The following is a 22,532-nucleotide window of genomic DNA, read 5'->3' as shown; positions in this document are numbered from 1 at the left end:
CGTTCCCGCAACGCCCACTCACGCCGACGATGGCTGTTCCTTCGGCTCATTGCTGCCCCCTCCAGTCGTAGGCGTCGCAGGGAGCGAAGACCGCGGCCGCGCCTGCTGCGGGACTAGATTGGCAGGTGGCCCCACGATTTCCAAATCTGCACAAATCCATGTTGACGTGCCACGGACGTCCGGAGCGCGGGAACCGGTATACAGTAGTGTACGGACCGACGCGCCTCTGCCGCGGTCGGTTTTAGGCGCTGCTGGCTCGGAGCCGGCATCTTGATGGGGGACACATCATGAACTGGCACTACGCCCTTCCTTTTTCCGTGTGTGCAGTGCTTGCTGGGGCTGCGATCATCACTTCCGGGGCGGAGGTCCATGGCGGCCTCGCGGTCATTCTCTGGATCGCCGCCGGGGCGCTCGGCTTCTTCCAGGGGATCGCCGTAGCCATCACGTCGCGGAGAGGCTCTCCGCCCGTGAGGGTCGCTCTTGTAGCGACGGCTTGCGGGCGGCCCGTAGTAGCCAAGCACTTGACGACACAGGTACCGGCGGTCTCCCTCGAACCCGCGCTGCAGGCGGCTACATAGACGGACCTCCAAGGGGTCTATTGCAGTGCTGCACCGGGTCCGATTGACTCGGACAATACGCCGGGCTCTGGGGGCCTCGAAGGGGACATGGTCCACGATGAACTCCTTAAGGTAGTCCATATCTCCATGCCCAAGGAGAATATCGGGGGGGCACTTGGCCGACTTCGCGAACCTCTAGCATCTGCTCAACCACCTCGTGCTGAATCGCGAGATTGTCGGACTGAAAGCACTGCACGGTAGCGGTAGCCGCCACGCGTCCCACAAGACCGCCACGGTGGAGGGCGACGCGACTGCGACCGTGCTCGGCACGGCCACGTTCAGCGCTGATGCCACGTTCTGCCTCGATGTGCCCACCGATGCACCAGCGGCCAGAGCGGCCTGGACGACTGGTCGCTCCTGGGCGTCCTCATCATCCTGGCAAAGACCTTCAAGGCCGTGGTCGCCAAGGATGGGCCGTCCAAACCCTAGGCTCCCGCGGCCGCCGCAGGTTCCCCGGCACCGCTGTGCGAGGGCCCCAGGCCGAGGTTCCCGAGCAGCGCGGTGAGCGCCTTCCGGCCCGCCTCCGGCGAATAGGAAGCCTCCCAGCGGCGGCGGGCGGCAGCCACGGCGTCGTACGCCGGCAGCGCCGCGGCCGCGGCCGTGATCACCTCGGCGAGGTGGGCCGAATCGCCCGCCCGCGCCACCCACGGGTGATCCGGGCCCACCACCTCGGGCAGCGACCCGGCGTCGCTCACGACCACGGGCACGCCCGAGGCCATCGCGGTCACCGCCGGGAAGCAGAAGCCCCGGGGCGAGACGGCCGGGCAGACCAGCAGGTCCACGGACCCGAGGAACTCGTCCGCCGGCATGCTGTGCACGCTCTGGACCATCGCGCCCAGGGACCTGAGCCGGCCCTCCACCACCACCCGCTCGCGGGCGTCGGCGTAGCGGGTGGGCCCCGTGATGCGGAGCCGGTACCCCTCAGGTGCCCAGCGCCTGAGCTCCCTGAGCGTGTCCGCGAGGACCAGCACCCCGTCCCGCTCCGAAACCGGGCCCATGAAGCCGATCCGCAGCGGGCCGGCGCCGCGCCCGTGGCGGACGAGCTCGAGGGCGGGGACCGAGGGGGCGAGAACGTGCGCGTCCCTCAGCCGCCCGGCGTCGGCCGCGGAGGGGACGATGGTGGCGAGCGCGCGGGCACGCGCCGCCGCCCTCCGGACGCTCTTCAGGGGGCCGGGGGCCGCGGTGTCGAAGGCGAGGACCCGCCGCTGCATCCCGGCCGTCGCGAGGGCGGGCAGCGTCCCCTCGCACCACAGCACGCCGTCCGGGTTTGCCCGGCGCCACCGGAGCAGATCGAGCGCGTACTGCGCAGGGTGGGCCGAGGCCAGCGTGTGGACGGGGAGGCCGAGCGCGGCGGCGCGCGCCATGAGGGGGCTGCGGGCCGGCGGCCCGACCACGAAGACGTCCTCGCCGAGCGCGGAGAGGCCCTCCGCGACCGAGGCCAGCAGGCCCTCCCCGTTCCCGCGCCGGATGCCCGCGGCGATGACATGCCTGGCCGTCATATCCCCCATGCTCCTTGCCCGTACGTAGTGTCTGGATCCAAGGCTAGGGGCGCCGCGGCACGGCCCGGTGGCGGCACGCCGGGTGCACAGGTGTGGCCTGTGTGACTCCCGCCGCGCGGGCTACCGGTGGAGGTTGAGGGCGATGAACAGCACCGTGGCGACGGCGGCGACCGCCAGGAGCGCGGTCTGCGCCCTGCTGACGAGCCGCTCGTTCCTCAGCCACCACTGCCGGCGCCGATACTTGCTCTTCCAGCCCATGAGTAGCCCCCATCGCATCACCGAGCGCGGCAACGGAAAGCCGCGGCTGCCTCTGTGCACCACCACCATGGCAGAGGCACACACGAAGTCCAAAAAAGTGCAAGTCACATGGCCTCACGCGGGCGGAAGTGGCGATTTCCGGCGGAAATCCGGGACTTTGGGCACTAGTGGGACACGGGGTTTCGACTCCGCTTCGCCCCGGTCAACCACCGCGGGTTTCGACTCCTCTGCGCTCCGCTCAACCACCGTTAGCCTGAGCCCATGAAGGGCACCGCTGTGATCGCCGGGGCCGGGATCGCGGGGCTCGCTGCGGCCCGCTCGCTCGCCGCCGGCGGCTGGGACGTGGAGGTCCACGAGCGCCACCCGCAGCTCTCCACCGCGGGCACGCTGCTGGGCCTGTGGCCCGCTGCGTGGTCCGCGCTCGAGCGCCTCGGCGCCGCCGCCGGGCTGGAGACCGTGAGCATCGCCTCGGGCGAGCTCCTCCGCCCCGACGGGCGCGTGCTGGCCCGCCTGTCCCTGCCCGAGACCTCCCGCGGCGTGGGGCGGATGGACCTGCTCGAGACCCTCCTCGCCGGGCTGCCCGAGGGCACCGTCCGCTGGGGCTCCCCCGTCGCCTCCCCCGCGCAGCTGCCTGACGCCGACGTGGTGGTCGCGGCGGACGGCGTCCACTCCGCCCTGCGCGCCCACGCCTTCCCGGCCGCGCGGCTCCGCGACGCCAGGGTGGTGGCCTTCCGCGGCGTGGCCCCCCTCGAGACCCGCAACGGGTTCGAGGCCTGGGGCGCCGGGCTGATCTTCGGCCGCGCCCCGTTCCCCGGCGGCGGGACCAACTGGTACGCCGGCGTCCGCGCCGACCTCGCCGGCACCCGCGAGGACGATCCGCTCGAGCTCCTCGGCACCCTCTACCGGGACTGGACCCCGCGCGTCCACGAGGTGCTCGCCACCCTCACCTCCGAGGCGGTGGACCGGCGCCGCATCGAGGACCTCGCCCCGCTGAAGAGCTACGCGGCCGGGAACCTCGCCCTCGTGGGCGACGCCGCCCACGCCATGGCCCCGCACCTGGGCCGCGGCGGCGGCGAGGCCCTCATGGACGGGCTAGCCCTCGCCGACGCGCTGGTCGCCGCCCCGACCGCGGCCGAGGGCCTCGCGCGGTACGACGCCGCCCGGCGCCGCCCCTCCCAGCGCGCCGTGGCCGGCTCCCGGCTGATGAACCGGATCAGCAACCAGCTGCGCCACCCCTGGCTCCGCGACACCCTCGTCACCGCCGCCGGCAAGGCCGCAGCGCGGCGCCGCCCCGCGCCGTCGTCCGCCGAGTGAGACGGGCCGGCCGCACGCGGGCGAAGCACCCTGTTGGACATGTAAAATCTCGGTAGCCCGGTCCGCTGGCCCTGTACGCGGCCAGCCGACCGGGCCTCCACTTCGCACCTTCTCGACGAACTCTGGGGGCTCCATGGAAGTATCGTCGCTTCGGCAGACCACGGGGAGCAGGCTCCTCGGCAAGGGCGGCATCGCCGCACTCGTGCTCGGCCTGCTGCTCGCACTCACCACCACCGGCATCGCGTCGCAGGCCGCCACCGCCGGCGGCTACTCCGCGATCGACGCCAAGTACCAGGCCGTGGGCGGCTCCCGCCTCCTCGGCGCGGCCCGCGGCCCCGAGGTCCGCACCAGCACCGGCGCGCACCGCGACTACGCCCGCGGCGCCATCTACTGGTCCTCGCGGACCGGGGCGCACCCGAACGCGGGCGCCATCCGCGCCGTGTACGCCTCGAAGGGCTGGGAGCGCGGGTACCTCGGCTACCCGACCACGGACGAGTACAACTACCAGGGCGGCCGCGCCCAGAACTTCCAGAACGGCTACATCACCTGGTCCCCGCGCGGCGGCACCGCCGCCGTGGTCAACGGGCGCGTCATCCCCGGCGCGTTCTGCGCCAACAGCCAGGTGTGGATGAAGGGCCTGGCCACCAATGGCCGCTGGTACACCTGCGGCAGCAAGGGCCGGGACGCCAACGGCCACTACCACTGGAACAGCTGACACCTGAAGCCCGGCGGGCCCTTCCAAGCCGGGGTACGCCAGCAACGAACGGGGTCCGCGAATGCTTCGCGGGCCCCGTTCGTCGCGCAATGATGGGGTGCATGACCCTGCCAGAGCCAGAGATCCCCGAGCCCGAGATGCCCAAGGTCTTCCAGATCTCCCTCCCCGAGGAGAACATCGAGGGCCGCTTCGCCGACTTCGCCAACCTCTGGCACACGCCCAACGTGTTCGTGCTGGACTTCGTGGCCCTCACCCAGCCCCCGCAGGTGGGCGAGACGGAGGACGGCGACCACGCCGAGGTGATCCCCGGCCGCGTGGTGAGCCGCATCCGCATCCCCCCGGAGCAGGTGTTCGAGCTCGCCGCGGCCCTCACCCGCCAGCTCGGCGTCTGGGAGCACGAGACCGGCCGCAAGCCCCCGGCCAAGCCCCTCTACGACTCCCAGGGCCGCCAGATCCACATCGACGACGAGGGCGTGGAAGGCCCCGAGTGAGGGGCGCCCTCGCGCGGTCCCTCGCGGTGCTCCCCGCCGTCCTGCTGCTCGCCGCCTGCTCGGTGCTCGGGACGCACGACGCCGGCTCCTCGCCGCACGCCGCCGCCTCCCCCGGGGCGGGGGCACCGGGCGGCGGGGCGACGGAATCGGTGCCCGCCGCGCCGACCGTGGTGAGCGTCCTGGGCGACTCCCACTCGGGCTTCCCCTACTCGTGGTACCGGCTCTCCGTGGCCGACTCCCTCGTGCCCAGCACCACCCCCGGCGTCCTCTCCTCCCACCCCGGCCGCACGTCGCTGGAGCTGCGCGCATGGGTCGGCGAGGCCGCCGCCCGCGGCGGCGTGGTCCTCGTCCAGGCCGGCACCAACGACATCCTGCGCGACGGCGCCCCGCCCGCCGGGGCCGCGGCCGGCGTGGAGCTCCTGGTCCGCGACGTGCTCGCCCGGCACGTCCGGGCCGTGCTGGTCTCGGTGCCGCCCTCCGCCGCCCACGGGACCTCCACCGTGCAGCTGAACGCGATCCTGCGCGCCTGGGCGGGCGTGCACGGCGTGCCGTGGCTCGACGTCACGGCCCCCGTCACCGCCCCGGACGGCACCTGGCTGCCGGGCCTCTCGAGCGACGGCGTGCACGCCAACGAGGCCGGCGGCGCCCTCATGGCCCTCGCCGTGTGCGACCAGCTCCCCGACCTGCTCGGAAAGTCCTGACGCGGCCCACAGGGTCAATTGACAATTCGCACCCCGGAGCGTGTCACGCACGGCGCAATTCCCCGGCCGCCTTCCCGACGCTGCCCTGCGCTGCCGGCGCCGGCGGGAGCCGGAAGCACGTGACAGCGCATTGTCACACGGTCACAGCGCGCCGATAAGGCCCTCCAGACCCTTGTCGGCGCGCGATGGCGGTGAATATGGTCGGCCCTGTCAGGCCATTTCTCGAAAAGCCATCCTGACGCACCTGTGAATATCAATATTGGGGGAAAAGTGAATACACGGAAGAAGTCTGCGCCCCTGCGCCTGTGGGCCTCGGCCGCCTTCGGAGCGGCCCTTCTCAGCACCAGCATCTTCACCGGCGTCGGCGCCGCGAACGCGGCCGGCACGGCGCCCGCGCAGAGCGCACCGTTCACGGTGTCCGCGGCCCAGGTTGCGGCCGCCGTCACCGTCAGCCCGTCCTCGGGCGCGCCGGGCACCGCGATCACCATCGACGGCGTGGGCTACGGCCCCAACGAGCCAGTCGAGGTGATGTTCGACGGGACCGCCCTCACGACCGTGACGGCCGACGCCGACGGACACTTCTCGTACCAGGGCACCGTCCCGACGGGCGCGGCCCTCGGCGAGCACACCGTGGGCGCGGCCTCCGAGAACGTGGGCGCGCGGGTCGCGGCCTTCACGGTCATCGCCGCGAGCGTCCCGACCAGCACCGAGACGGCGAAGCCCTCGCCCACCGGCGACCCCGGGAGCGACGCGGGCTGCGGCGGCTGCACCGGCACGCCCACCCCGACTCCCACCGAGAGCACCCCGTGGGACGAGTCGTGCGGCTGCACGGGCACGCCCACGCCCACGCCGACCGAGAGCACCCCGGAGGAGGAATGGTGCGGGTGCACGCCCGCTCCCTCCCCGACCGAGTCCGAGGCCGCGCCGGCACCGAGCGAGTCCGAGGCGGCGCCGCTGCCCGAGTCGGGCGCCCCCGGCCGCGGCCTCGCCGTGCAGACGGCCGTCGACGCCCGGCCCGGCGACGCAGGAACCCAGGCGGCCCTGACCCTGTGGAGCGCTGCCACCGGGCTCCTCGGCCTCGGCTGCGCTGCGGCCTTCGTGGCCTTCTTCCGCCGCTCCCGGCGCGAGTCCTAGGCGAGCCCCAGCCCGCGTCCCCCACCCGGTGGCCCGAAAACATCGGGTGGGGGACGCGCCCGTCCGGCACACCGGAACCCCGTTGACCAGGAAGACCAGCCCACGAGGAAGACTGTGAGACCCGCACGCATCGGAGCACGGCACGAGCGCCAGGCCCAGAGGGCGCCCCGCGGCACGCTCGGCGCCCTCGCCGCGGCGGTGGCCGCCGGCGCGCTCCTCTCCGCCGCCGCGGTGGCCGACGTGCGCCCGGGGCCGCCACCGGTACCGGCAGCGACGGCGAGCGCGGCCACCCCGGCGACCGGCCCGACGTCGTCCGCGTCCGCCTCCCCCGCTCCGTCCCCCTCCCGCACGAAGTCCGCGAAGCCCTCCCCGCCGGCCCGGGCGACTCCCGCGGCCGCGGCGCCCCGGCGGCTCGACTACCCGGGCGCGCAGGCGAGCGTCGCGGTCCTTCCCCTGACGCCCACGGCGGACGACCTCGCCGCCCGTTCCCTCACGCCTCCGGAGACCATGGACGCCTATTGGCTCGCCAACTACGGCAGGCCCGGCGCCGGCTCCGCGGACACCACGTACATCGTGGCCCACCGCTGGGTCGGGACGGACGCGCCCTTCAACCGGATCGGCGAGCGCGCCAGGGCCGGGGACGCCTTCACCCTCGCCACGGCCGCCGGCACGCTCCGCTACCGCGTGACCGCCGTGGCCGACTACAGCAAGGCCGCCCTCAGCACCTCCCGCGTGTGGGACGCCGTGCCCGGAAGGGTGGTGCTCATCACCTGCGACTTCGCCGACCCGTGGGGGACGAACACGGTGATCACCGCCGAGCCGCAGCCCGGGACGTAATGCAGGGCCGGTAGGATCTGCTGTCCATGGGCACTTCACGTCTGCGGGGCCGGGCACCGGCTGCGGCGATGCTCGCAGCCCTCACGGCCGTCCTCGCCGTGCTCCTGGCGGCTCCGGCTGCCGTGGCGTCGGCCGCGCCGAGCTCGCTGGGCCGCCCGCTGGCCGTGCCCGCCGGGTGCCTGCTGCCGCTCTTCTGCCCTCCCAGCCGCCCCTCCCCCTCGCCGACCCCGTCCACGGCTCCCCAGCCCGGGACCGGGGGGACGCCGGCGCCGAGCCCTGGCGCCGGCGGCGGCACCGGAGGCGGGACGGGAGGCGGCACGGCCCCGAACCCGGCGCCACCGCAGCAGGCACCGGCGCCCGCGGCCCCGGCTGCGCCCGTCCCCGGGTCCCCTGCGCCCAGCGCGCCCGCTCCAATGGATTCCGGGGCGGCAGGTTCCGGGCCGGGGCCGTCCGATTCGCGGCCGTCCCAGCCCGGGCCGGGCGCCCCGGCATCGCCGGCGGCAGCACCGCCGTCGTCCGTGTCGAGCGCCACCCCGAGCGGTGCAGCCTCGCCGGAGTCGGCGGTGTCCCCCGTGGCCGCGCTGCGTGCGGACGGCACCGCGGCGGGGGCGCCCACCGACGAGTCCGGCGTCCCGGGACCGTACCTCCTGCTCGGCCTCGGCCTGCTCCTCACGGCGGCCTCGGCACTCGGCCTGCACCGCAACGCGCGGACCCGTGCGGCCCTGCGGGAGGGTCCGGGGTCCTAGCAGCGCCTTGACCGTGGGGCCGAGCCCCTGAGGATCTGATCCGCGCGGCGTCCGGTCAACGCGACAGGTACGGCTGCGCGGGCTGGGCGGTGTGGGTGATCTGGTCGGCCGTGATCACCGTGGACGTGCCCTTGGCAGGGTTCGGGCTCTCGTAGAACGTCCCCGTGGCGGTGATCCAGGCATCGGCGCTGTACTGCTTCTGCCATCCGGGCAGGTAGACGGGGACCCCCACCGGCTGCGCATCCACGGCGCAGCAGCTGATCACAAAGCGGGTGATGAAGAAGACGTTGGCGGGGTCGGCGCGGTCGGGGGTGACGAATCCGGTCAGCGTTGCGCTCTTGCCCACGAGGTTCCCGTCCGTGTCGTAGCGCAGCAGGGAGGCCCAGTCCCGCACCGTGTAGTCGGCGGGATCCCGGCTTTCGAGGTTGGCCGTCTGGGCGCGGCTGAGGGTGCCGGAGACGTTCAGGCTGCGCTGGCTCGCGGCAGCGGAGGTGAGCGTCCGCGGGGGCAGGACCAGCAGCCCGACCACGGCGGCCGCGACCACCAGAAGGCTGCCGGCGGCCCGGAACCGCCCCACCGCTTGCCCCGGGCCCGGTGCGGGGGCTCCCTCGCGGCGCCCGCGGCCCTCCGGCGCTGCTGGCCGGGGCGCGGCGGCGGGGAGGAGCGCGAAGGCCGCGACCGCCAGGACGCCGCCGATCGCGGCCATGACGGTGGCGAACGGGGCGTAGCCGGGATTGATGTACAGGCCGAGGCGCCCCGTGGCCGAGAGCCACAGGGTGGCCGCGACCGCGGTGAGGCTGAGCATGACGCCGACCCTGCCGGCGAATCCTCTAAGCATCGGAGCTCCTAGGCAGCAAGGTTGACCGCCCACCCGAGGACGGCGGCGCAGGCGCCGATGAGGAGGGTCAGGGCGGCGAGGGTCTTCGCGGTGAAGGTGGTGCGCAGCAGCGCGATCATCTTCACGTCGATCATCGGGCCGAAGACCAGGAACGAGGTGATCGCGCCGGGCAGGAAGGTGCTGCCGAAGGAGAGGATGAAGAACGCATCCACGTTCGAGCACAGGGCCACGATGAAGGCCAGGGCCATCAGCGCCAGGACTGACCAGATCACGTCGCCGCCGAGGGCCACGAGGGCGTCGCGGGAGACGAAGACCTGGATGATCCCGGCGAGGGCTGCGCCGACGATCAGGGCAGGCATCATGGCGTTGGTCTCGTGGGCGAAGAGCTCCAGGCTGCGCCGGACCTTCCCCTCCGGGCCGTGGCCGTGTGCGTGTGCGTGGCCGCGTCCGTCTGCGGCGCAGGATGCCTGGAAGCCGGGGGTGAGGAGCTGCTCGGGCCGGGGATGGCGGGCGTAGATCCAGCCGACGAGGTTGGCGATCAGGAACCCGCCCGCGACGCGTGCGGCCAGGACGGGGCTGTCCCAGCCGAAGGCCTGCTGGGTGGTGATGATCGTGATCGGGTTCAGGATCGGGGCGGCGAAGAGGAACGTCATCGCCTCGGCCACCGTGAGGCCGTTGGAGATCAGTCCCCGCGCCAGCGGGACGTTGCCGCACTCGCACACCGGCATCAGGATCCCGAGGAACGAGAGCGTCAGGCGCCGTAGGGCCGGCCGTGCGGGCAGGCGGCGCAGGAGCAGGTCCTGCGGGAGCCAGACCTGCACGATGATCGAGATGAGGATGCCCAGGAAGACGAACGGCAGCGACTCGATCACCACGCTGATCGCGAGGGTGAAGAAGTCGCGGGCTGCGCCCTCGATCCCCGCCGTGGCGGACGGCACGAACGCGCGGAAGATCAGCACGGGCACCAGGACCACGGCCGCGAGGACCAGGAAGACCGCCGTGCGGGCGATCGCCTCGGCACGGCGCACCTGCTCGGGAGGCGGTTCGGGCGGCCTTCCCGTGGGCAGTGCGAGGCTGTCCGGGTCCGGTTCCGGCTGCGACATGGTGAGAGGCTACGACCGGATCCACGGGGCGACTAGGGTCCGGAGCCCTGGACAGGGAGCGCGGTGTGTGTGCGCGTAATGCCCGTCCCTTGGGATGATGGGTCCAGACGGGATCGACAATGGCCGCCACCGGGTAAAACGAGCAGTGCCCCCGGGCAGCAGCGGTCCAGGCCGTCCCCTTAACTCCGGTCCGCATGGAAGGACACCCGCAATGACACCCGCTCACGGGACCAGCCCCAAGGAGGTCCGGCCCTGGCCGGCCCTCTGGGCGCTGGTCATCGGCTTCTTCATGATCCTCATTGACACGACCATCGTCTCGGTGGCGAACCCGTCCATCCAGGCCGGGCTCTCCACGACCACGGACAACGTCATCTGGGTCACGAGCGCCTACCTGCTCACCTACGCGGTCCCGCTGCTCGTGACCGGGCGGCTCGGCGACCGGTTCGGGCCGAAGAACATCTACCTGATCGGCCTCGTGGTCTTCACGCTCGCCTCGCTGTGGTGCGGCCTGTCCGACCTCCTGCCGGGCAGCGGCATCGCCAACCTGATCATCGCCCGCGCCGTGCAGGGTCTCGGCGCCGCGCTCATGACCCCGCAGACCATGGCCGTCATCACCCGCACCTTCGCCCCCGAGAAGCGCGGCACCGCCATGGCCCTGTGGGGCGCGACGGCGGGCTTCGCCACGCTCGTGGGCCCGGTCCTGGGCGGCCTCATCGTGGACACCCTCGGGTGGGAGTGGATCTTCTTCATCAACGTCCCGATCGGGGTGGTGGCCTTCGTGATGGCGGCGGCCCTGGTCCCCCAGCTCGAGACGCACAGCCACACCTTCGACTGGCTCGGAGTGCTGCTCTCGGCCGCCGGCATGTTCTTCCTCGTCTTCGGCCTGCAGGAGTCCAACACCTACGACTGGAACGGCTGGGTGTGGGCCTCCGTGATCGCCGGCGTCGCCTTCCTCGTGCTGTTCGTCATCTGGCAGGCCCTGAACAAGAAGGAGCCGCTGCTTCCGCTGGGGCTGTTCAAGGACAGGAACTTCTCCCTCGCGAACGCCGCGATCTCCGCCGTGGGCTTCTCGATCACCGCGATGTTCATCCCTGTCGTGTACTTCTTCCAGGCCGTGCGCGGGATGACCCCGCTCGAGTCGGCCCTGATGGGAACGCCCTCGGCGGTCCTGACGATGGTGCTCGCCCCGGTAGCCGGCCGCCTCACCGACAGGGTGCACCCCCGCTACCTCGTGGTGCCCGGCGCCCTCCTGGTCGGGGCCGGGATGTGGCTCTACTCGGTGATGATCTCCCCGACCATCGCGTGGCCCCTGCTGCTCATCCCCTCCTTCGTGATGGGCCTGGGCAGCGCGTTCATGTGGGGCCCCACCGCGACCACCGCGAACCGGAACCTGCCGCTGCGCGCCGCCGGCGCCGGCTCGGGCGTGTTCAACACGACCCGGCAGGTCGGGGCCGTGATCGGCTCGGCAGCCCTCGCGGCGCTCATGACCGGCCGCATCAGCGCCGAGATCACGGCCGCCCTCCCGCCGGGGAGCAAGGGCGCGGGCGGCCAGCTGGGCAAGTCGAACACCACCGTCCTGCCCCCGTTCCTCCACGACGCGTTCACGCACGCCATGAGCCAGACGCTCATCCTGCCCGCGTCCGTGGTGCTCGTCGCCGCCGTGTGCGCGCTCTTCTTCGCCACGCCGCACCACCTGCGCGCCCAGCCCGCTGGAACCGGCGAGGACGCGCAGGCCAACCGCGCCGAACGGGGCACCTCGGTCAGCGGCTGAGCTGCTTGGGCTCCTCGGGGAGCCCTCGGAGCTGACACTCAGGCGAGCAACCTAGACTCGCAGTGCAGTGCCCCGGCCACCCCCCATGGTTCGGGGCACTGCTTTGTCCGACGCGGGTTCAGGCCTTTTGGCTCCTTTCAGCGCCGGCACGCGCCGTCACCATTGCCAGTGAGACAGCCCGCCTTCCTCTGCAGATCCAGGCCATCAGCCACCGGAAAGGGCCTCCTATGTCGCGGAACCATCGACTCGGCGCCCGGTTGGCCGCGCTCGGCGCGGCGCTGATGCTGCTGGCAGGGTGCAGCAGCACGCCCGGCCCGTCGGCGACCACCACACCCAGCGCGTCGGCAGGCACCTCGAGCCCGTCGGCGACCACTACGCCCAGCCCGTCGGCAGGCACCTCGAGCCCATCGGAGACCCCCACCCCCAGCCCGTCGTCGACCGCCGCGTGCACCGCTGCCAGCGCCTTCGGCGACGCCCTCGCCAGCTTCAAGGACGACCTCCAAGCCGGCGCATCGGTAGAGGACGTCCGGGCCGCCCGCGACCAGATGGCCAAGGCCCTCACCGCCCTGGACGCAACGCCCGGCGATGTCTCCCCGACCCACATCGACGCGCTCAAGGCCGCTGAGACCCGTCTTGACACGGCGGTGAAGGGCATTGCCGACGACGACATGCTGGCGCAGGCACTCGGTTCCCTCAACCAAGGGGCAGGCACTGTCCAGGCCGCGTTCAACAACGTCCTCGCGGACATCAGCTGCTAGGCAGCCGTCCTCAGTTGATGATGTCCCCTCGCCCGCTGGTACGGAGCACCGACAGCCGTTCCCGCCATGCCTGCAGCTGTTCGGGCGTCAGCCGCACCCAGTCGGTGATCTCGCCGAGGATCCGCAGCGGGGCGCTGCTCCGGTAGGACCGCGTGGGGTTGCCCGGGAACTTCTTGTCGGTCACGTTGGGGTCGTCCTCGAACGCTCCCATGGGCTCGACCATGTACACCCGCGGAGTCGCTGCTCCCCCTGCGAGTTCCCCTGCGATCTCGGCCGCGAGGCCTGCCCCGTCGGCGCGTGCCGTGAAGTAGATGTGGTTCATCACGACGTCCGGGCGGTAGTTCGATGGGCGGCCGGGCGTCAGCAGGTCGCCCACCTTCAAGTCGGCGACCGTGCCGTGGTAGAACGGGCCGTCATCGAACGGTGACGCGGTCGGATTCTCACCCATGCTTGTGGTCCATGGGCGCTGGAGTGAGCTGGACCAGCTTCGCGAGTTCGTAGGCCGTGCGCCGGTCAGCTTCGTCGGCGACGAAGATCCGACCGATCAGCAGGGCCGCCTTGTGGGGCACATCGATCCGGGTCATGCCGGCCGGGGTCTCGCCGTGCCAGGCGGGTTCGCAGAGGAGGAAATCACCGGCGGCGGTTCCGGTGGTCCGTTTCCCCACGTAGGCGGGGTTGGCGCCGCTGGTCGGGTCCGTGAACTGCACGCTGTAATAGCGCTGTGCCATGTCGGGCACGTGCAGCACGTGCGGCCCGGCGCCGACGTCCAGCCAGCCGCCGAAGTAGAGGACGTCGTCGGTGCCGGTCGCGATGACGCTGCCAGCCAGGGCGGACCGGGAGGGGCTCTCCGGCACGGCGTAGATGGTGTTCACAGGGATCGGCCCTCCACCCAGCCCGCGCCGGGCAAAGGTCCGCTTGAAGCCGCCCACTGTGATCCGCGGCCAGAAGTAGATGAAGAGGACCGTACCGATCACCCAGACGGCCACAGCTGTCGCTGCCAGCAGGGTGATGGAGCCCAGGCCGCCGGCCGCGATCCGCCTGTAGGTCACCCAAGCGAAGACCGCCACGATGGCGATCGTCACGGGCGTGGCGTATTTCAGGATCAGGCGATTCATGGCTGCACCTTGACGACCGGCGGGACCTCGTACCGGCCTTCTACGATGGCCGCTCCAGGGAGATAGGCGCGGAGCATGAGCTTGAACCGGCCGGACGGGGTCGCCACCCAGTTCTGCGCAGCATCCGATGGCTGATGCGGTTGGAGCAGGATGTCGACTGAGCCGTCGGCGTTCGCCACGAGACCAGAGTGGTCGTTCACGCTCGGCCGCCCGGTCGGGGCGTTGACCATGTAGCCGACGGTGTCGGTGGCGGTCAGCGACCAGAAGGCATCATTCGGTGGGAGCTGGCCTGCCGGGAAGTGCAGGCGGTACGCATGCTCGCCGCTGAGTCGATTCCCTCGGTCGTCAGTGGTTGCCGTCCAGTAGGCGGCCTCTTCAAATACGTTGACGACAGGGAGGGCCTTCTGCAGGGCCGCACGGACCAGCAGCCCGTTGCCGGGCTGACCGGCTCTGCGAACCGCGCTCCACCCGTTGACGGTCTCCGTCTCGGTCCTCGCCACCGCGTTCAGGACCAGGACGGTGGTCAGGTACGCGAAGGTCAGACCCATGATCAGGCCCTGCACCACGCCCGAACCCGCGACCCACGCCAGGAAGCCGCTCACGATGACGCCTGCATCACAGGACTCCAGTTCCTGACGTCGAGGTCTCTACTGCAGGGGCCGCTCGGAAAGCGGATGCCAACTCACTGAGAGCGCCGCCAGCTGTCGATTGCCGCCATCCGATCCCTCTCCCGCTGAGCCCCCACCGAATCTGTCAGCCTCCGTTCGATCTCGGCCAGATCCCGAGACGCCCGCTCAAGGCGTTCCACCAGGATCTCCAACAGCTTCAATTCTGCCCCCAGGGCTGGCTCTTCCATTCCCACCTCGCTCTCCAGGGCGGCCGGCGCCCTCTTGATGCAACTCTCACACCCTTACGGGTCCTCAAGCCCGAGTAGGCGGTACTCGATCTCCCCCACCACGGACACCTCCACCTGGACGAGGTCGTACTCGAAATCCGCAGTGGCACCTCTCGCGCCAGGAATGCGGCCACCCACAGAACGCCGCTGCTCGGGCTGTGTCCGACCCCGGGAACGCTCAGAGAACCCACAAGGCTGGACGACTGGGCGATATTTTGAAGCGTCGTCTGATTCCCTCGGCTCTTCTCGCACAGTACGCTCCAAGCAGAGGAAACAAGGGCAAAAAGCCCCGTCAATTGAGACGCAACCCTTGGTGTACTTGCCACTTCCCGTCACGTTACCGACAAGGAAACTCCGACCTTGGCAGAGGGGCCTTATAGGGCGGCATTATGCCCTTGACCCGACCCACAGCCCGGTGGTCAAATCACATTTGCCGGACTCGCGCACCCCATTTTCGAATCGAGATCTCCGGCGCATCTCCCGACGCTTTCCGATTGCTCACAATGGGCGCACATTTCATTCGCACAACCCAGCCACGTTGATGTGCAGGGACCTGAAGTTCCTACTGAAAACGGCTCGCAGTTTTACGATCCCCTTTTGCCCTGCGGGCGCCGAAGCGCGACGCGAACCTCGACCTCGTCGGCCGAGCACCATTGGCCCACAACAACTGAGGAGTTGTCATGGCAAACATCATCGATCAATCCGTCCAGGACACGAGCCCGAACGCTGCGGACGCAGAGCCGCACGAACGGCCGAGGACCCGAACGTCTCGGCTTTCCAGGCTCCTTCGGAAGATCGGCACCACCTTTGGCCTGGTTGCCCTCATCGCCACCGGAGGAGCGGTCACTGCCGCCGCTCCGGCGCAGGCCGCGGCACTGACCTACTCGGTCTACGCACCGCATAAGATCGGCCCGACCACCGCCGAGGGGTGGGCCTACCTCAGCCGCAACTGCCACGGCACCTACGGATGCGCGAACTATATGAAGATCGAGAAGCGCGAGTGGTGGGGTTGGTCCTACCGGGGCGGGGGCTGGGTCTACAACAACGGCTGGAACACCGCTCGAGGGAGCCTGACTCGCGGCTGCGCCTCCTACCGCACGACGGTCGACAGCTACAACGACCTGGCGGGGAGGTATCACAGCGGCACGAACCTCGGCCCGGTCGGCCACACTCGGAACGGAACCACGATCTACCGCTACAGGACCACAAGGTCCTCGGGGACGATCTGGCTGTGCCGGTAGGCAGACGGTAGCCCCACCGTCATTGACTGGGCCAGGCACGGGCGTCTGGCCCAGCCCACCGCGTTCCGATCTCAACGTAGAGCGGCCTGCCCCCGAGGCGCCTGGCGAGGGCGCGGTTGCTCGGGGCGTGCGGCACGTAGCGGTGGCCGAACGGGTCCGCCACGACCACCGCTCCGGTGCGGTGGGCCATCTGCTCGTCGACCGCATGGAGCCCCGCACAGCGGCTGCGCACCACGCCGGCCTGGACAGTCCAGCCCTGCACGTCCGACGGGGCTTCGAGTTCGAGCTCCTCGAAGATGCTGGCGAGGACGTCCTCGCGGGTGGAGGGGTAGCGCCGCAGGAGCCGGTGGGCCTCGGGATGGGCGTGCTGCTGGCGGAGGAACTGCTGCCGGAGCGAGTAGTGGTCCGCGGGGCCGAGGGACCGGCTCAGGGCGAGGAGGCCGTCCGGGCCCGCGAGGAGGTGGCGGTACTGGCCGGAGCGGTCGATGACGCACCGGCTGCTCCCGGGCCGCTCGCCGGAACGGAGCAGCTCGGCTTCGGTCCGGAAGAGGTGGAACTCGCCGTCGTCGTCAATCACGATGAGGGGCATGGCGCCCTGGATCGCGCCCATCGCTGTGTCCTTCCCGGGCCTTCGAGGGGGCCCTCTCTGCATGAGAGCACCCCGCGCGGCACCCGCTGGCCGATCTTTGCGGGACGCTGACGCGGCCCGGGCAAGCCTTGACGGAATCTTGACGGCCGGATGAACGGCGCGTCCGGCGGCCGGTCATGTTTGCCCGGCGAGGGGGCGGGCAAGGAACCGCACATCCCTCAAGAAAGCGGGGCGAGCAGTATGCGGATCCACAACCTGAGGAGAAGAGACACGATGATCGGACGCGAGAAGATCGAGACACTCGGACGCGCCGGCGGAAACGTCGTCGGACAGGACGGGGAGAAGATCGGCGGCATCGGCGAACTCTATGTCGACGACGACACCAACCAGCCCACCTGGGTCACCGTCAAGACCGGTCTGTTCGGCATGAAGGAGTCCTTCGTCCCCCTCGGGGAGGCGGACCTCCGAGGCGACGACCTCGTGGTCCCCTACACGAAGGACCAGGTCAAGGACGCCCCCCGCGTCGACCCCGACGGGCACCTCGAGCCCGGCGAGGAAGACCGCCTCTACCAGCACTACGGCCGCTCCGACGGGGCAGCCCGGAACGTGGGAGGAACCTCCGGCCTCCGGGACGCCGATGCCTCGGAGCCCGGTGCCGACGACACCGGCACCGTCTATGGCGCGGGCGGCTCGGCCTACGGCGGCACCGGGGAGTCCGCTGGCCTGGCCGGCACCGACACCGAGCAGACCGAGACCGCGAGCGAGGTCTCGGACATGCCCCGCAGGAGGGAATCGGGCACCGCGGCGGACGACGCGATGACCCGCTCCGAGGAGCGGCTCAACGTCGGCACCGAGAAGCAGGAGGTCGGCCGGGCCAGGCTGCGCAAGTACGTCACCACGGAGAACGTCACCAAGACCGTCCCGGTCCAGCGGGAGGAGGTCCGCGTGGAGCGCGAGCCGATCACGGACGAGAACCGCGGCTCAGCCCTGGACGGCCCCGACCTCACCGAGGACGAGCACGAGGTCACCCTCCACGAGGAGCGGCCCGTCGTCGACAAGGAGACCGTGCCCGTTGAGCGCGTCCGTCTCGGGACCGAGACGCGCACGGGCGAGGAGACCGTGAACGAGGACGTCTCCAAGGAGCACATCGACACCGAGGGGACCGAGGGCGGCCGCCGGCCCTGACCCACTGCCCCGTGCGGCCCCGGGCCCGGGGAGGACGGACTCGTCCTCCCCGGGCCCGGGCATGAGTAACGCGGGCCGGTGTGGAGTTGGCCTCAGTCGAGGCCGGCTTGGCCGCGGCGAGGCGTGTACCCGACGGGGCAGTCGAAGGACACCAGGTTGCGCCAATTGAGGGGAATGGGCTGCTCGGGTCTGATGCCGACGGCCTCAAGCCATTCAGGCAGCTGGCTCGGGTAGTCCAATTCGAACAGGACGCATCCGCCGCCCTCCCCTGAGAACGCCGTCCCGGTCTGCCCCCGTCTGCCCACGGCCGCCTTCCACCGCGAACCCGGCGCCTGCCGGGCGCTCCGGACCTCGAACCACAGCGGCTCGTCCGGGCCGAGCTCGGCCGCCATTGCCTCAATGCGTGCCCTCTGCATCTGTGCCGAATGCCTGTCGATCACGCTCCCACCCCCTTGTGTGGGGTAGTTGATTCCCCGTCAACGGTGCAGTCACACAAGAAGCTGGGGGGATCCGGGCGGCGCGTGGAGGCGGGCGCGCTCAGTGGTGCGGCAGAGGGGGCCTGCCCCCATCCTGCCCGTTCCACCACATGGATCCCAGAGCGCGGGAGAGCTCGTTGTCCTTCCACGGCGGCAGGTTTTCCCCGGTGCGCCGGTGCCGCTGGTGTTCCAGCCATGCGCCAAGGATGGGCTCGTCCGGCTCGTCCGCGCCTGCGGCCTCCGGGAGCCTTCCGTGCACGGTGCGGAAGGCCCGGACCCGCTCCAGCGCCCGGCCGAAGAGCAATTCGGCTTCCTCCGCGCCCGCGGCGGCTGTGCCGCTCCCCCAGTCCGGTCCGGGCGCAGTGTATGCGTTCTCCATCTTCGCCCTCCTCTTCCGAGCGGTTGCACCGAACACGGATCAGGTTGAGGCCATGCGGGGTGCACCGACCAGAGGAAGAGGGCCCTGACCCGCGGCGGGCAGGGCGGCGTAGGCGGGCCGCCGTTTGCCCCCACCGAGCACCGGGTAGCTCTGCCTACCGACGGGCCGGACCGCCCGGCCCTGGACAGGAGTCTCCGTGGCACATCCCGTCACCCGCCGCACCGTGGAGGTCGACGGCACCGACCTCTCATACCTCGCCGCAGGAGAGGACTGCAGGCCGCCGCTGCTGCTCCTGCACGGGACCTTCTGGAGCCGGGTCTGGGCGCCCGTCCTTCCCCAGCTGGCCCAGACCGCCCGGTGCATAGCGCTGGACCTGCCCGGGTTCGGCGCCAGCGCCGGAGAGCTCACCCCGGAGCAGGCCACCGTCCCCGCCCTGGCCGAGACGGTCCTGCGCGCCGCCCGGGCGCTGGGCCTGGATACCTTCGACGTGGCAGCGCATGACATCGGCGGCGGCATCGCCCAGCACCTGGCCGCCACCACGGGCTCGGTGCGGAGGATGGTGCTGATGAACTCGGTGATGTTCGACTCCTGGCCGGTGCCCGCCGTCGAACGCTTCCGCGACCCGCAGGTGCGGGAGGCCACGAGCCAGGACGACCTGCTCGCGGCGCGCGAGACCTCGACCCGCGGCAGCACCCACCGGACTCTGGGCGAGGACGAGCTCGCCGACTACCTCAGCCCCTGGCAGGACCCGGCGAGGGTCCCGTCCTGGATGGCCATGGCGGCGGCAGCGGACGCCCGCTACACGGTGGACCTGGTCCCCTCCCTCCAGGAGGCCGCCATCCCCACGCGGCTCGTGTGGGGCCGGGACGACGACTTCCAGAAGATCGAGTACGCCCGCCGGTACGTGGCCGAGATCCCCGGCTCCGACCTGGTCGTGGTCGAGGGCAAGCACATCCCGACCGAGGACTCCCCCGACGAGGTGGCGCGGGCCATCGCCGAGCACCTGGCCGCAGGGTCCTAGGCGATCTCCCGGATCAGGGCCTGCAGGCGGTCGAGCGCGGCGTGCGCCCGCAGGGGCAGGTTCTGGGTGATGGCGCGGGCGCTGGGGTCGAGCGGCTCTCGCGCGAGAACCGGCACGGCCGCGGATTCTGCCCCGTCCCGGCCGGTGCCGGCCGCGGACCGCGCGAGCTCGGCCACCTTCTCGATCTCGGCGGCGAGTTCGGCGTCGGCCTGGTCCAGCCTGCACGCGGCGTCGCTCAGGGACCGCGCCGTCGCGACGATGTTCGCGACGAGGGTGAGGCGGCGACGGATGGCGCGGGGCCGGTTCTCCCAGATCTGGTACCGGGTGAGCGGCTCGCCGACGAGGACGAGCCGGCGCAGCTGGTTGTCCGCGGCGATGACCCTCTCGTCTACGGCGTCGGCGCTCACTGAGGCAGGGTCGAGGGCGCGGTCGCGCAGCGTGCCGAGCAGGTCGGCGACTGCCGCGAGCACGGAGCCCTGGACGAGCCTGATGGTGTCGCGGGTGCTCACCGGTGTGACGAGAAGGGCGACGGCGATGCCGACCGCCGCTCCGGCGGCCGTCTCGTCGAGGCGCAGCAGCAGGAGCTCGTCCGAGAACTGGCCGAGGATGGCATACAGCTCGCTGAGCATGATGGTGAGGAAGAAGATCATGTACGCGTAGGAGATGCGCATGAGGTAGTTGCCGCAGAAGATGCTCGCCACGATCACTGCGAGGGCGGCGAAGAGGTTCCCGTTGGTGAGGCGGGCGACGACGACTCCGGCGACGAGGCCGCCCAGGGTTCCCGCCACGCGCAGCAGCGACTTGCGCGTGGTGTCGAAGCGGGTGCCGGTCCCTGCGAAGGAGACGAACGCGGCGATGACCGCCCAGTAGTAGCGCTGCCCGCTGATGAGGCTTCCGACCACGATCGCGAGGGTTCCGGCGACCGCGACCTGCACCGCCTGCCGGGTGGCGAACTGCAAACGGGTGAGCGGATTCCACGATGCGCCGCGGGGATCGACCTCGGACGCCACGCTGGGGATTCCCGGCAGCTGACCCAGGACGAGCCCGGCCGCGGGCACGAACTCCGGCTCGTTCTCCTGCACGGTGCGGCTCAGCACCGGCCGGTTGGGCACCGAGGCGACGATGCTGATGCCGCGGTGCAGGTCGGCGGCCGCGGCCTGCACGCTGCGGGGCGCCACGGAGGCCAGCTCGGGGAGCGCCGCTGCTGCCTCGCGGGCCCGGGCCGGGTTCGCGGCGGCGAGTGCGCCCAGGGCCTCCGCGGCGGCGCTGCGGAGGGCCGGCCCGGCGTCGTTCGCGGCGAGCTGCCGTGTTCCGAGGGTGAGGCGGTCGAGGCCGAGCTGCAGTTCGAGCAGGCGCGCGCGCAGCGTGGACGCCGTCCAGCCCTCGGGGAGCGCCGGAGCGTGCGCGGCCCAGCCGTCGCTCATCAGGGCCGCCTCGGTGGCCAGCGCGCGGGCGCGGAAGATTGCCAGCGAGGCGCGGTCGGCCGCAGGGCTGCCCGGATCGGACTCGAGCAGGGCGATGCAGGCCCGGGCGAGGCCGCGCTGGCGGGCGCCCATGCTCCGGAAGACGGCGGCGAGGGTGCGGCGCGGATGCCGGCGGAACACCGTGCAGCTCAGCAGCAGCACCACCGCCGTCGCGATGACGATGGCCACGAGCATCGCAGGGATGGCAGGCAGTGTGGTCTTGAGGAAGGATGCGAAGAAGTAGCCGTTCCACAGCATGAAGCCGTAGAAGAAGTAGCCGAGCCCGAACCGGCGCATCCACACGGCCAGGAACATCACCACGACGAAGCCGACGAGGGAGGCTGGTTGATTCGGGGCGAGCAGCGTGCCCGCCGTGATGCCCGCGCCCATGGCCAGCGGGAAGTACGCGGCCGTGATCGCGTTGGACTTGATGCGGTGGTCGACCAGCGCGTTGGTGCCGATCATCGCCACCACGCTGCTGAGCAGCATGAACACGACGGTGCCCTGGGCATTCGCATGGAGCAGCAGCGCGATCCCATAGCCCACGGCCATGCACACCGCGACGTTGCCGGCGCCGGCCAGGCCGAGGTGGAGCCTTCCGAGCCCGGGGTCCGAGGCGACCGCGATGTCTGCGACCCGGCGCAGGAAACCGGGACGGGAGACCGCGGCGGCTCGTGCCTCCGGCGACGTCCTTGTCCCGCGCACGGGACTCAGGCTGCGTGGTCGGAGCGGGCCGCCCAGGGCGAATGGCCCGGGGCACGCTCCTCCTGCGGCATCGCCGGCGCCTGGGCGGCCTGCGCCTGGGCGGCGTGGGTGTGGGCAGCATGGGTCTGGGCGGCATGCGTGCGGGCGGCGCGGGCCGCGAGTCTGAGCCCGTCGTCGCTGATCGGCACTCCTGCCCACTGCTGTGCATGGGACGGGATGAACACGTCCTCGGCAGGGAAGGCCCTCCTGCGGTGCCGCCCGGAGGCAACTGCCCAGACGACCTCGATGGATCCGTCCACTGCCCCGACCGCGTACCCGTGCACCTCCCGGCTGCCGTCGAAGACCACGACCTTCTGCCCGCCGCCCGGCGCGTGTCCGGCCCCGGAATTGATGTCCCTGTCACGCTCTCGCATGTCTGACCTCCCTCACTGCTCTTCGTACCCCTGCGAGGGCTGATCCATGCAATCCGTGTGGCCGTGCGCACGGGTGCTGCCCCGCTGTGTGGGGTCCAGCGCGGTTGGTCGGGGGTCAGGCGGCCATCTTGCGGCGCATGCGGTCCAGGAGCCGGCGCAGCAGGCGCGAGACCTGCATCTGCGACACCCCCAGCTCCGCGGCGATCTCCGACTGGCTCATCTCCTCCACGAACCGCAGCCGCACCAGCCGACGCTCCTGCTCGCTCGC

26 protein-coding genes are annotated in these 22,532 nt (G+C 71.5%); 13 read left to right on the top strand and 13 right to left on the bottom strand.

Going from position 1 to position 22,532, the window contains the following annotated elements; all coding sequences use genetic code 11:
* Nucleotides 1-287 precede the first annotated feature (287 nt).
* A complete protein-coding gene (locus tag ACYVKZ_RS03475; protein ID WP_460990623.1) occupies nt 288-578 on the top strand; it encodes a hypothetical protein in 291 nt (96 codons plus the stop codon).
* Between the two features lie 464 nt (nt 579-1,042).
* Here ACYVKZ_RS03475 and ACYVKZ_RS03470 read toward each other — a convergent pair whose 3' ends face one another.
* Nucleotides 1,043-2,116, bottom strand: coding sequence for a glycosyltransferase (locus ACYVKZ_RS03470; protein ID WP_460990622.1), 1,074 nt, complete (start codon nt 2,114-2,116; stop codon nt 1,043-1,045).
* A 120-nt stretch (nt 2,117-2,236) separates the two neighbouring features.
* Entirely contained in the window at nt 2,237-2,374 is a 138-nt protein-coding gene (locus ACYVKZ_RS03465) for a hypothetical protein (RefSeq protein WP_307004286.1), read from the bottom strand.
* 261 nt (nt 2,375-2,635) lie between these two features.
* Here ACYVKZ_RS03465 and ACYVKZ_RS03460 point away from each other — a divergent pair, with 261 nt between their 5' ends.
* The 7 genes from ACYVKZ_RS03460 (at nt 2,636) to ACYVKZ_RS03430 (ending at nt 8,312) form a co-directional block, all read left to right on the top strand.
* Nucleotides 2,636-3,688, top strand: coding sequence for an FAD-dependent monooxygenase (locus ACYVKZ_RS03460; RefSeq protein ID WP_460990621.1), 1,053 nt, complete (start codon nt 2,636-2,638; stop codon nt 3,686-3,688).
* Nucleotides 3,689-3,821: 133 nt separating this feature from the next.
* Nucleotides 3,822-4,403, top strand: coding sequence for an LGFP repeat-containing protein (locus tag ACYVKZ_RS03455; protein ID WP_460990620.1), 582 nt, complete (start codon nt 3,822-3,824; stop codon nt 4,401-4,403).
* A 101-nt stretch (nt 4,404-4,504) separates the two neighbouring features.
* Nucleotides 4,505-4,894 carry a DUF3467 domain-containing protein gene (locus ACYVKZ_RS03450; protein WP_460990619.1) on the top strand — a complete coding sequence of 130 codons (390 nt, stop codon included), beginning with the start codon at nt 4,505-4,507 and terminating at the stop codon, nt 4,892-4,894.
* Nucleotides 4,891-5,595: an SGNH/GDSL hydrolase family protein gene (locus tag ACYVKZ_RS03445; protein WP_460990618.1), complete on the top strand. Its 705-nt coding sequence runs from the start codon at nt 4,891-4,893 to the stop codon at nt 5,593-5,595. Before ACYVKZ_RS03450 ends, ACYVKZ_RS03445 begins: the two co-directional genes overlap by 4 nt.
* A 270-nt stretch (nt 5,596-5,865) precedes the next feature.
* A complete protein-coding gene (locus ACYVKZ_RS03440) occupies nt 5,866-6,729 on the top strand; it encodes a hypothetical protein (protein ID WP_460990617.1) in 864 nt (287 codons plus the stop codon).
* Nucleotides 6,730-6,843: 114 nt separating this feature from the next.
* Nucleotides 6,844-7,566, top strand: a complete 723-nt coding sequence (locus ACYVKZ_RS03435; RefSeq protein ID WP_460990616.1) for a class F sortase — start codon at nt 6,844-6,846, stop codon at nt 7,564-7,566.
* A 26-nt stretch (nt 7,567-7,592) separates the two neighbouring features.
* Nucleotides 7,593-8,312 (top strand): hypothetical protein, encoded by a 720-nt coding sequence (locus ACYVKZ_RS03430; protein WP_460990615.1) that lies wholly within the window; start codon nt 7,593-7,595, stop codon nt 8,310-8,312.
* A gap of 55 nt (nt 8,313-8,367) precedes the next feature.
* Here the strand turns inward: ACYVKZ_RS03430 and ACYVKZ_RS03425 are convergent, their stop codons facing one another.
* A complete protein-coding gene (locus tag ACYVKZ_RS03425; RefSeq protein WP_460990614.1) occupies nt 8,368-9,150 on the bottom strand; it encodes a TIGR03943 family putative permease subunit in 783 nt (260 codons plus the stop codon).
* A gap of 8 nt (nt 9,151-9,158) precedes the next feature.
* Nucleotides 9,159-10,253, bottom strand: coding sequence for a permease (locus ACYVKZ_RS03420; RefSeq protein ID WP_460990613.1), 1,095 nt, complete (start codon nt 10,251-10,253; stop codon nt 9,159-9,161).
* A 211-nt stretch (nt 10,254-10,464) separates the two neighbouring features.
* Between ACYVKZ_RS03420 and ACYVKZ_RS03415 the strand changes: the two genes are divergently transcribed.
* Nucleotides 10,465-12,024, top strand: coding sequence for an MFS transporter (locus ACYVKZ_RS03415; RefSeq protein WP_460990612.1), 1,560 nt, complete (start codon nt 10,465-10,467; stop codon nt 12,022-12,024).
* Between the two features lie 227 nt (nt 12,025-12,251).
* Entirely contained in the window at nt 12,252-12,782 is a 531-nt protein-coding gene (locus ACYVKZ_RS03410) for a hypothetical protein (RefSeq protein ID WP_460990611.1), read from the top strand.
* Nucleotides 12,783-12,792: 10 nt separating this feature from the next.
* Here the strand turns inward: ACYVKZ_RS03410 and arr are convergent, their stop codons facing one another.
* The 3 genes from arr to ACYVKZ_RS03395 are packed head-to-tail and all read right to left on the bottom strand — an operon-like array spanning nt 12,793 to nt 14,499.
* Complete coding sequence (gene arr, locus ACYVKZ_RS03405) at nt 12,793-13,230, bottom strand: NAD(+)--rifampin ADP-ribosyltransferase (RefSeq protein ID WP_460990610.1); 438 nt, start codon at nt 13,228-13,230, stop codon at nt 12,793-12,795.
* Nucleotides 13,223-13,897: a DUF1254 domain-containing protein gene (locus ACYVKZ_RS03400; protein WP_460990609.1), complete on the bottom strand. Its 675-nt coding sequence runs from the start codon at nt 13,895-13,897 to the stop codon at nt 13,223-13,225. The genes arr and ACYVKZ_RS03400 overlap by 8 nt, the downstream gene beginning before the upstream one ends.
* Nucleotides 13,894-14,499, bottom strand: coding sequence for a DUF1214 domain-containing protein (locus ACYVKZ_RS03395; RefSeq protein WP_460990608.1), 606 nt, complete (start codon nt 14,497-14,499; stop codon nt 13,894-13,896). The genes ACYVKZ_RS03400 and ACYVKZ_RS03395 overlap by 4 nt, the downstream gene beginning before the upstream one ends.
* 973 nt (nt 14,500-15,472) lie before the next feature.
* Here ACYVKZ_RS03395 and ACYVKZ_RS03390 point away from each other — a divergent pair.
* Complete coding sequence (locus ACYVKZ_RS03390; RefSeq protein WP_460990607.1) at nt 15,473-16,033, top strand: hypothetical protein; 561 nt, start codon at nt 15,473-15,475, stop codon at nt 16,031-16,033.
* Nucleotides 16,034-16,052: 19 nt separating this feature from the next.
* Here ACYVKZ_RS03390 and ACYVKZ_RS03385 read toward each other — a convergent pair whose 3' ends face one another.
* On the bottom strand, nt 16,053-16,643 hold the full coding sequence (locus ACYVKZ_RS03385; protein WP_460990605.1) for a hypothetical protein: 591 nt from the start codon (nt 16,641-16,643) through the stop codon (nt 16,053-16,055).
* A gap of 252 nt (nt 16,644-16,895) precedes the next feature.
* Between ACYVKZ_RS03385 and ACYVKZ_RS03380 the strand changes: the two genes are divergently transcribed.
* The gene (locus tag ACYVKZ_RS03380; RefSeq protein ID WP_460990603.1) at nt 16,896-17,807 is read left to right on the top strand and encodes a DUF2382 domain-containing protein; all 912 of its coding nucleotides are present in this window, start codon (nt 16,896-16,898) and stop codon (nt 17,805-17,807) included.
* 92 nt (nt 17,808-17,899) lie between these two features.
* On the opposite strand, the gene ACYVKZ_RS03375 is transcribed toward ACYVKZ_RS03380, so the two are convergent.
* Complete coding sequence (locus ACYVKZ_RS03375) at nt 17,900-18,199, bottom strand: hypothetical protein (RefSeq protein WP_460990602.1); 300 nt, start codon at nt 18,197-18,199, stop codon at nt 17,900-17,902.
* A 145-nt stretch (nt 18,200-18,344) separates the two neighbouring features.
* The gene (locus tag ACYVKZ_RS03370) at nt 18,345-18,662 is read right to left on the bottom strand and encodes a hypothetical protein (protein WP_460990601.1); all 318 of its coding nucleotides are present in this window, start codon (nt 18,660-18,662) and stop codon (nt 18,345-18,347) included.
* Nucleotides 18,663-18,858: 196 nt separating this feature from the next.
* Here ACYVKZ_RS03370 and ACYVKZ_RS03365 point away from each other — a divergent pair, with 196 nt between their 5' ends.
* Nucleotides 18,859-19,683: an alpha/beta fold hydrolase gene (locus tag ACYVKZ_RS03365; protein WP_460990600.1), complete on the top strand. Its 825-nt coding sequence runs from the start codon at nt 18,859-18,861 to the stop codon at nt 19,681-19,683.
* Here the strand turns inward: ACYVKZ_RS03365 and ACYVKZ_RS03360 are convergent.
* The 3 genes from ACYVKZ_RS03360 to ACYVKZ_RS03350 all read right to left on the bottom strand — a co-directional run.
* Entirely contained in the window at nt 19,680-21,851 is a 2,172-nt protein-coding gene (locus ACYVKZ_RS03360) for an FUSC family protein (protein WP_460990599.1), read from the bottom strand. The two genes, ACYVKZ_RS03365 and ACYVKZ_RS03360, sit on opposite strands and share 4 nt — an antisense overlap.
* Nucleotides 21,852-21,856: 5 nt before the next feature.
* Nucleotides 21,857-22,264, bottom strand: coding sequence for a hypothetical protein (locus ACYVKZ_RS03355; RefSeq protein WP_460990598.1), 408 nt, complete (start codon nt 22,262-22,264; stop codon nt 21,857-21,859).
* Between the two features lie 115 nt (nt 22,265-22,379).
* Nucleotides 22,380-22,532, bottom strand: a 153-nt coding sequence (locus ACYVKZ_RS03350; protein ID WP_460990958.1) for a sigma-70 family RNA polymerase sigma factor, incomplete at its 5' end; no start/stop codon positions are given.

It is taken from the genome of Sinomonas soli (assembly GCF_054782415.1).
This window is presented reverse-complemented; position numbering and strand designations above follow the sequence as displayed.

Excerpts from the sequence above, each read along its gene's own strand:
- ACYVKZ_RS03410 (WP_460990611.1), top strand. The coding sequence starts at position 12,252 with ATGTCGCGGAACCATCGACTCGGCGCCCGGTTGGCCGCGCTCGGCGCG.
- ACYVKZ_RS03375 (WP_460990602.1), bottom strand. The coding sequence starts at position 18,199 with ATGGCGGCCGAGCTCGGCCCGGACGAGCCGCTGTGGTTCGAGGTCCGG.
- ACYVKZ_RS03420 (WP_460990613.1), bottom strand. The coding sequence starts at position 10,253 with ATGTCGCAGCCGGAACCGGACCCGGACAGCCTCGCACTGCCCACGGGA.
- arr (WP_460990610.1), bottom strand. The coding sequence starts at position 13,230 with ATGGGTGAGAATCCGACCGCGTCACCGTTCGATGACGGCCCGTTCTAC.
- ACYVKZ_RS03465 (WP_307004286.1), bottom strand. The coding sequence starts at position 2,374 with ATGGGCTGGAAGAGCAAGTATCGGCGCCGGCAGTGGTGGCTGAGGAAC.
- ACYVKZ_RS03470 (WP_460990622.1), bottom strand. The coding sequence starts at position 2,116 with ATGACGGCCAGGCATGTCATCGCCGCGGGCATCCGGCGCGGGAACGGG.
- ACYVKZ_RS03400 (WP_460990609.1), bottom strand. The coding sequence starts at position 13,897 with ATGAATCGCCTGATCCTGAAATACGCCACGCCCGTGACGATCGCCATC.
- ACYVKZ_RS03450 (WP_460990619.1), top strand. The coding sequence starts at position 4,505 with ATGACCCTGCCAGAGCCAGAGATCCCCGAGCCCGAGATGCCCAAGGTC.
- ACYVKZ_RS03355 (WP_460990598.1), bottom strand. The coding sequence starts at position 22,264 with ATGCGAGAGCGTGACAGGGACATCAATTCCGGGGCCGGACACGCGCCG.
- ACYVKZ_RS03415 (WP_460990612.1), top strand. The coding sequence starts at position 10,465 with ATGACACCCGCTCACGGGACCAGCCCCAAGGAGGTCCGGCCCTGGCCG.
- ACYVKZ_RS03390 (WP_460990607.1), top strand. The coding sequence starts at position 15,473 with ATGGCAAACATCATCGATCAATCCGTCCAGGACACGAGCCCGAACGCT.
- ACYVKZ_RS03425 (WP_460990614.1), bottom strand. The coding sequence starts at position 9,150 with ATGCTTAGAGGATTCGCCGGCAGGGTCGGCGTCATGCTCAGCCTCACC.
- ACYVKZ_RS03370 (WP_460990601.1), bottom strand. The coding sequence starts at position 18,662 with ATGGAGAACGCATACACTGCGCCCGGACCGGACTGGGGGAGCGGCACA.
- ACYVKZ_RS03430 (WP_460990615.1), top strand. The coding sequence starts at position 7,593 with ATGGGCACTTCACGTCTGCGGGGCCGGGCACCGGCTGCGGCGATGCTC.
- ACYVKZ_RS03475 (WP_460990623.1), top strand. The coding sequence starts at position 288 with ATGAACTGGCACTACGCCCTTCCTTTTTCCGTGTGTGCAGTGCTTGCT.
- ACYVKZ_RS03380 (WP_460990603.1), top strand. The coding sequence starts at position 16,896 with ATGATCGGACGCGAGAAGATCGAGACACTCGGACGCGCCGGCGGAAAC.
- ACYVKZ_RS03455 (WP_460990620.1), top strand. The coding sequence starts at position 3,822 with ATGGAAGTATCGTCGCTTCGGCAGACCACGGGGAGCAGGCTCCTCGGC.
- ACYVKZ_RS03385 (WP_460990605.1), bottom strand. The coding sequence starts at position 16,643 with ATGGGCGCGATCCAGGGCGCCATGCCCCTCATCGTGATTGACGACGAC.
- ACYVKZ_RS03460 (WP_460990621.1), top strand. The coding sequence starts at position 2,636 with ATGAAGGGCACCGCTGTGATCGCCGGGGCCGGGATCGCGGGGCTCGCT.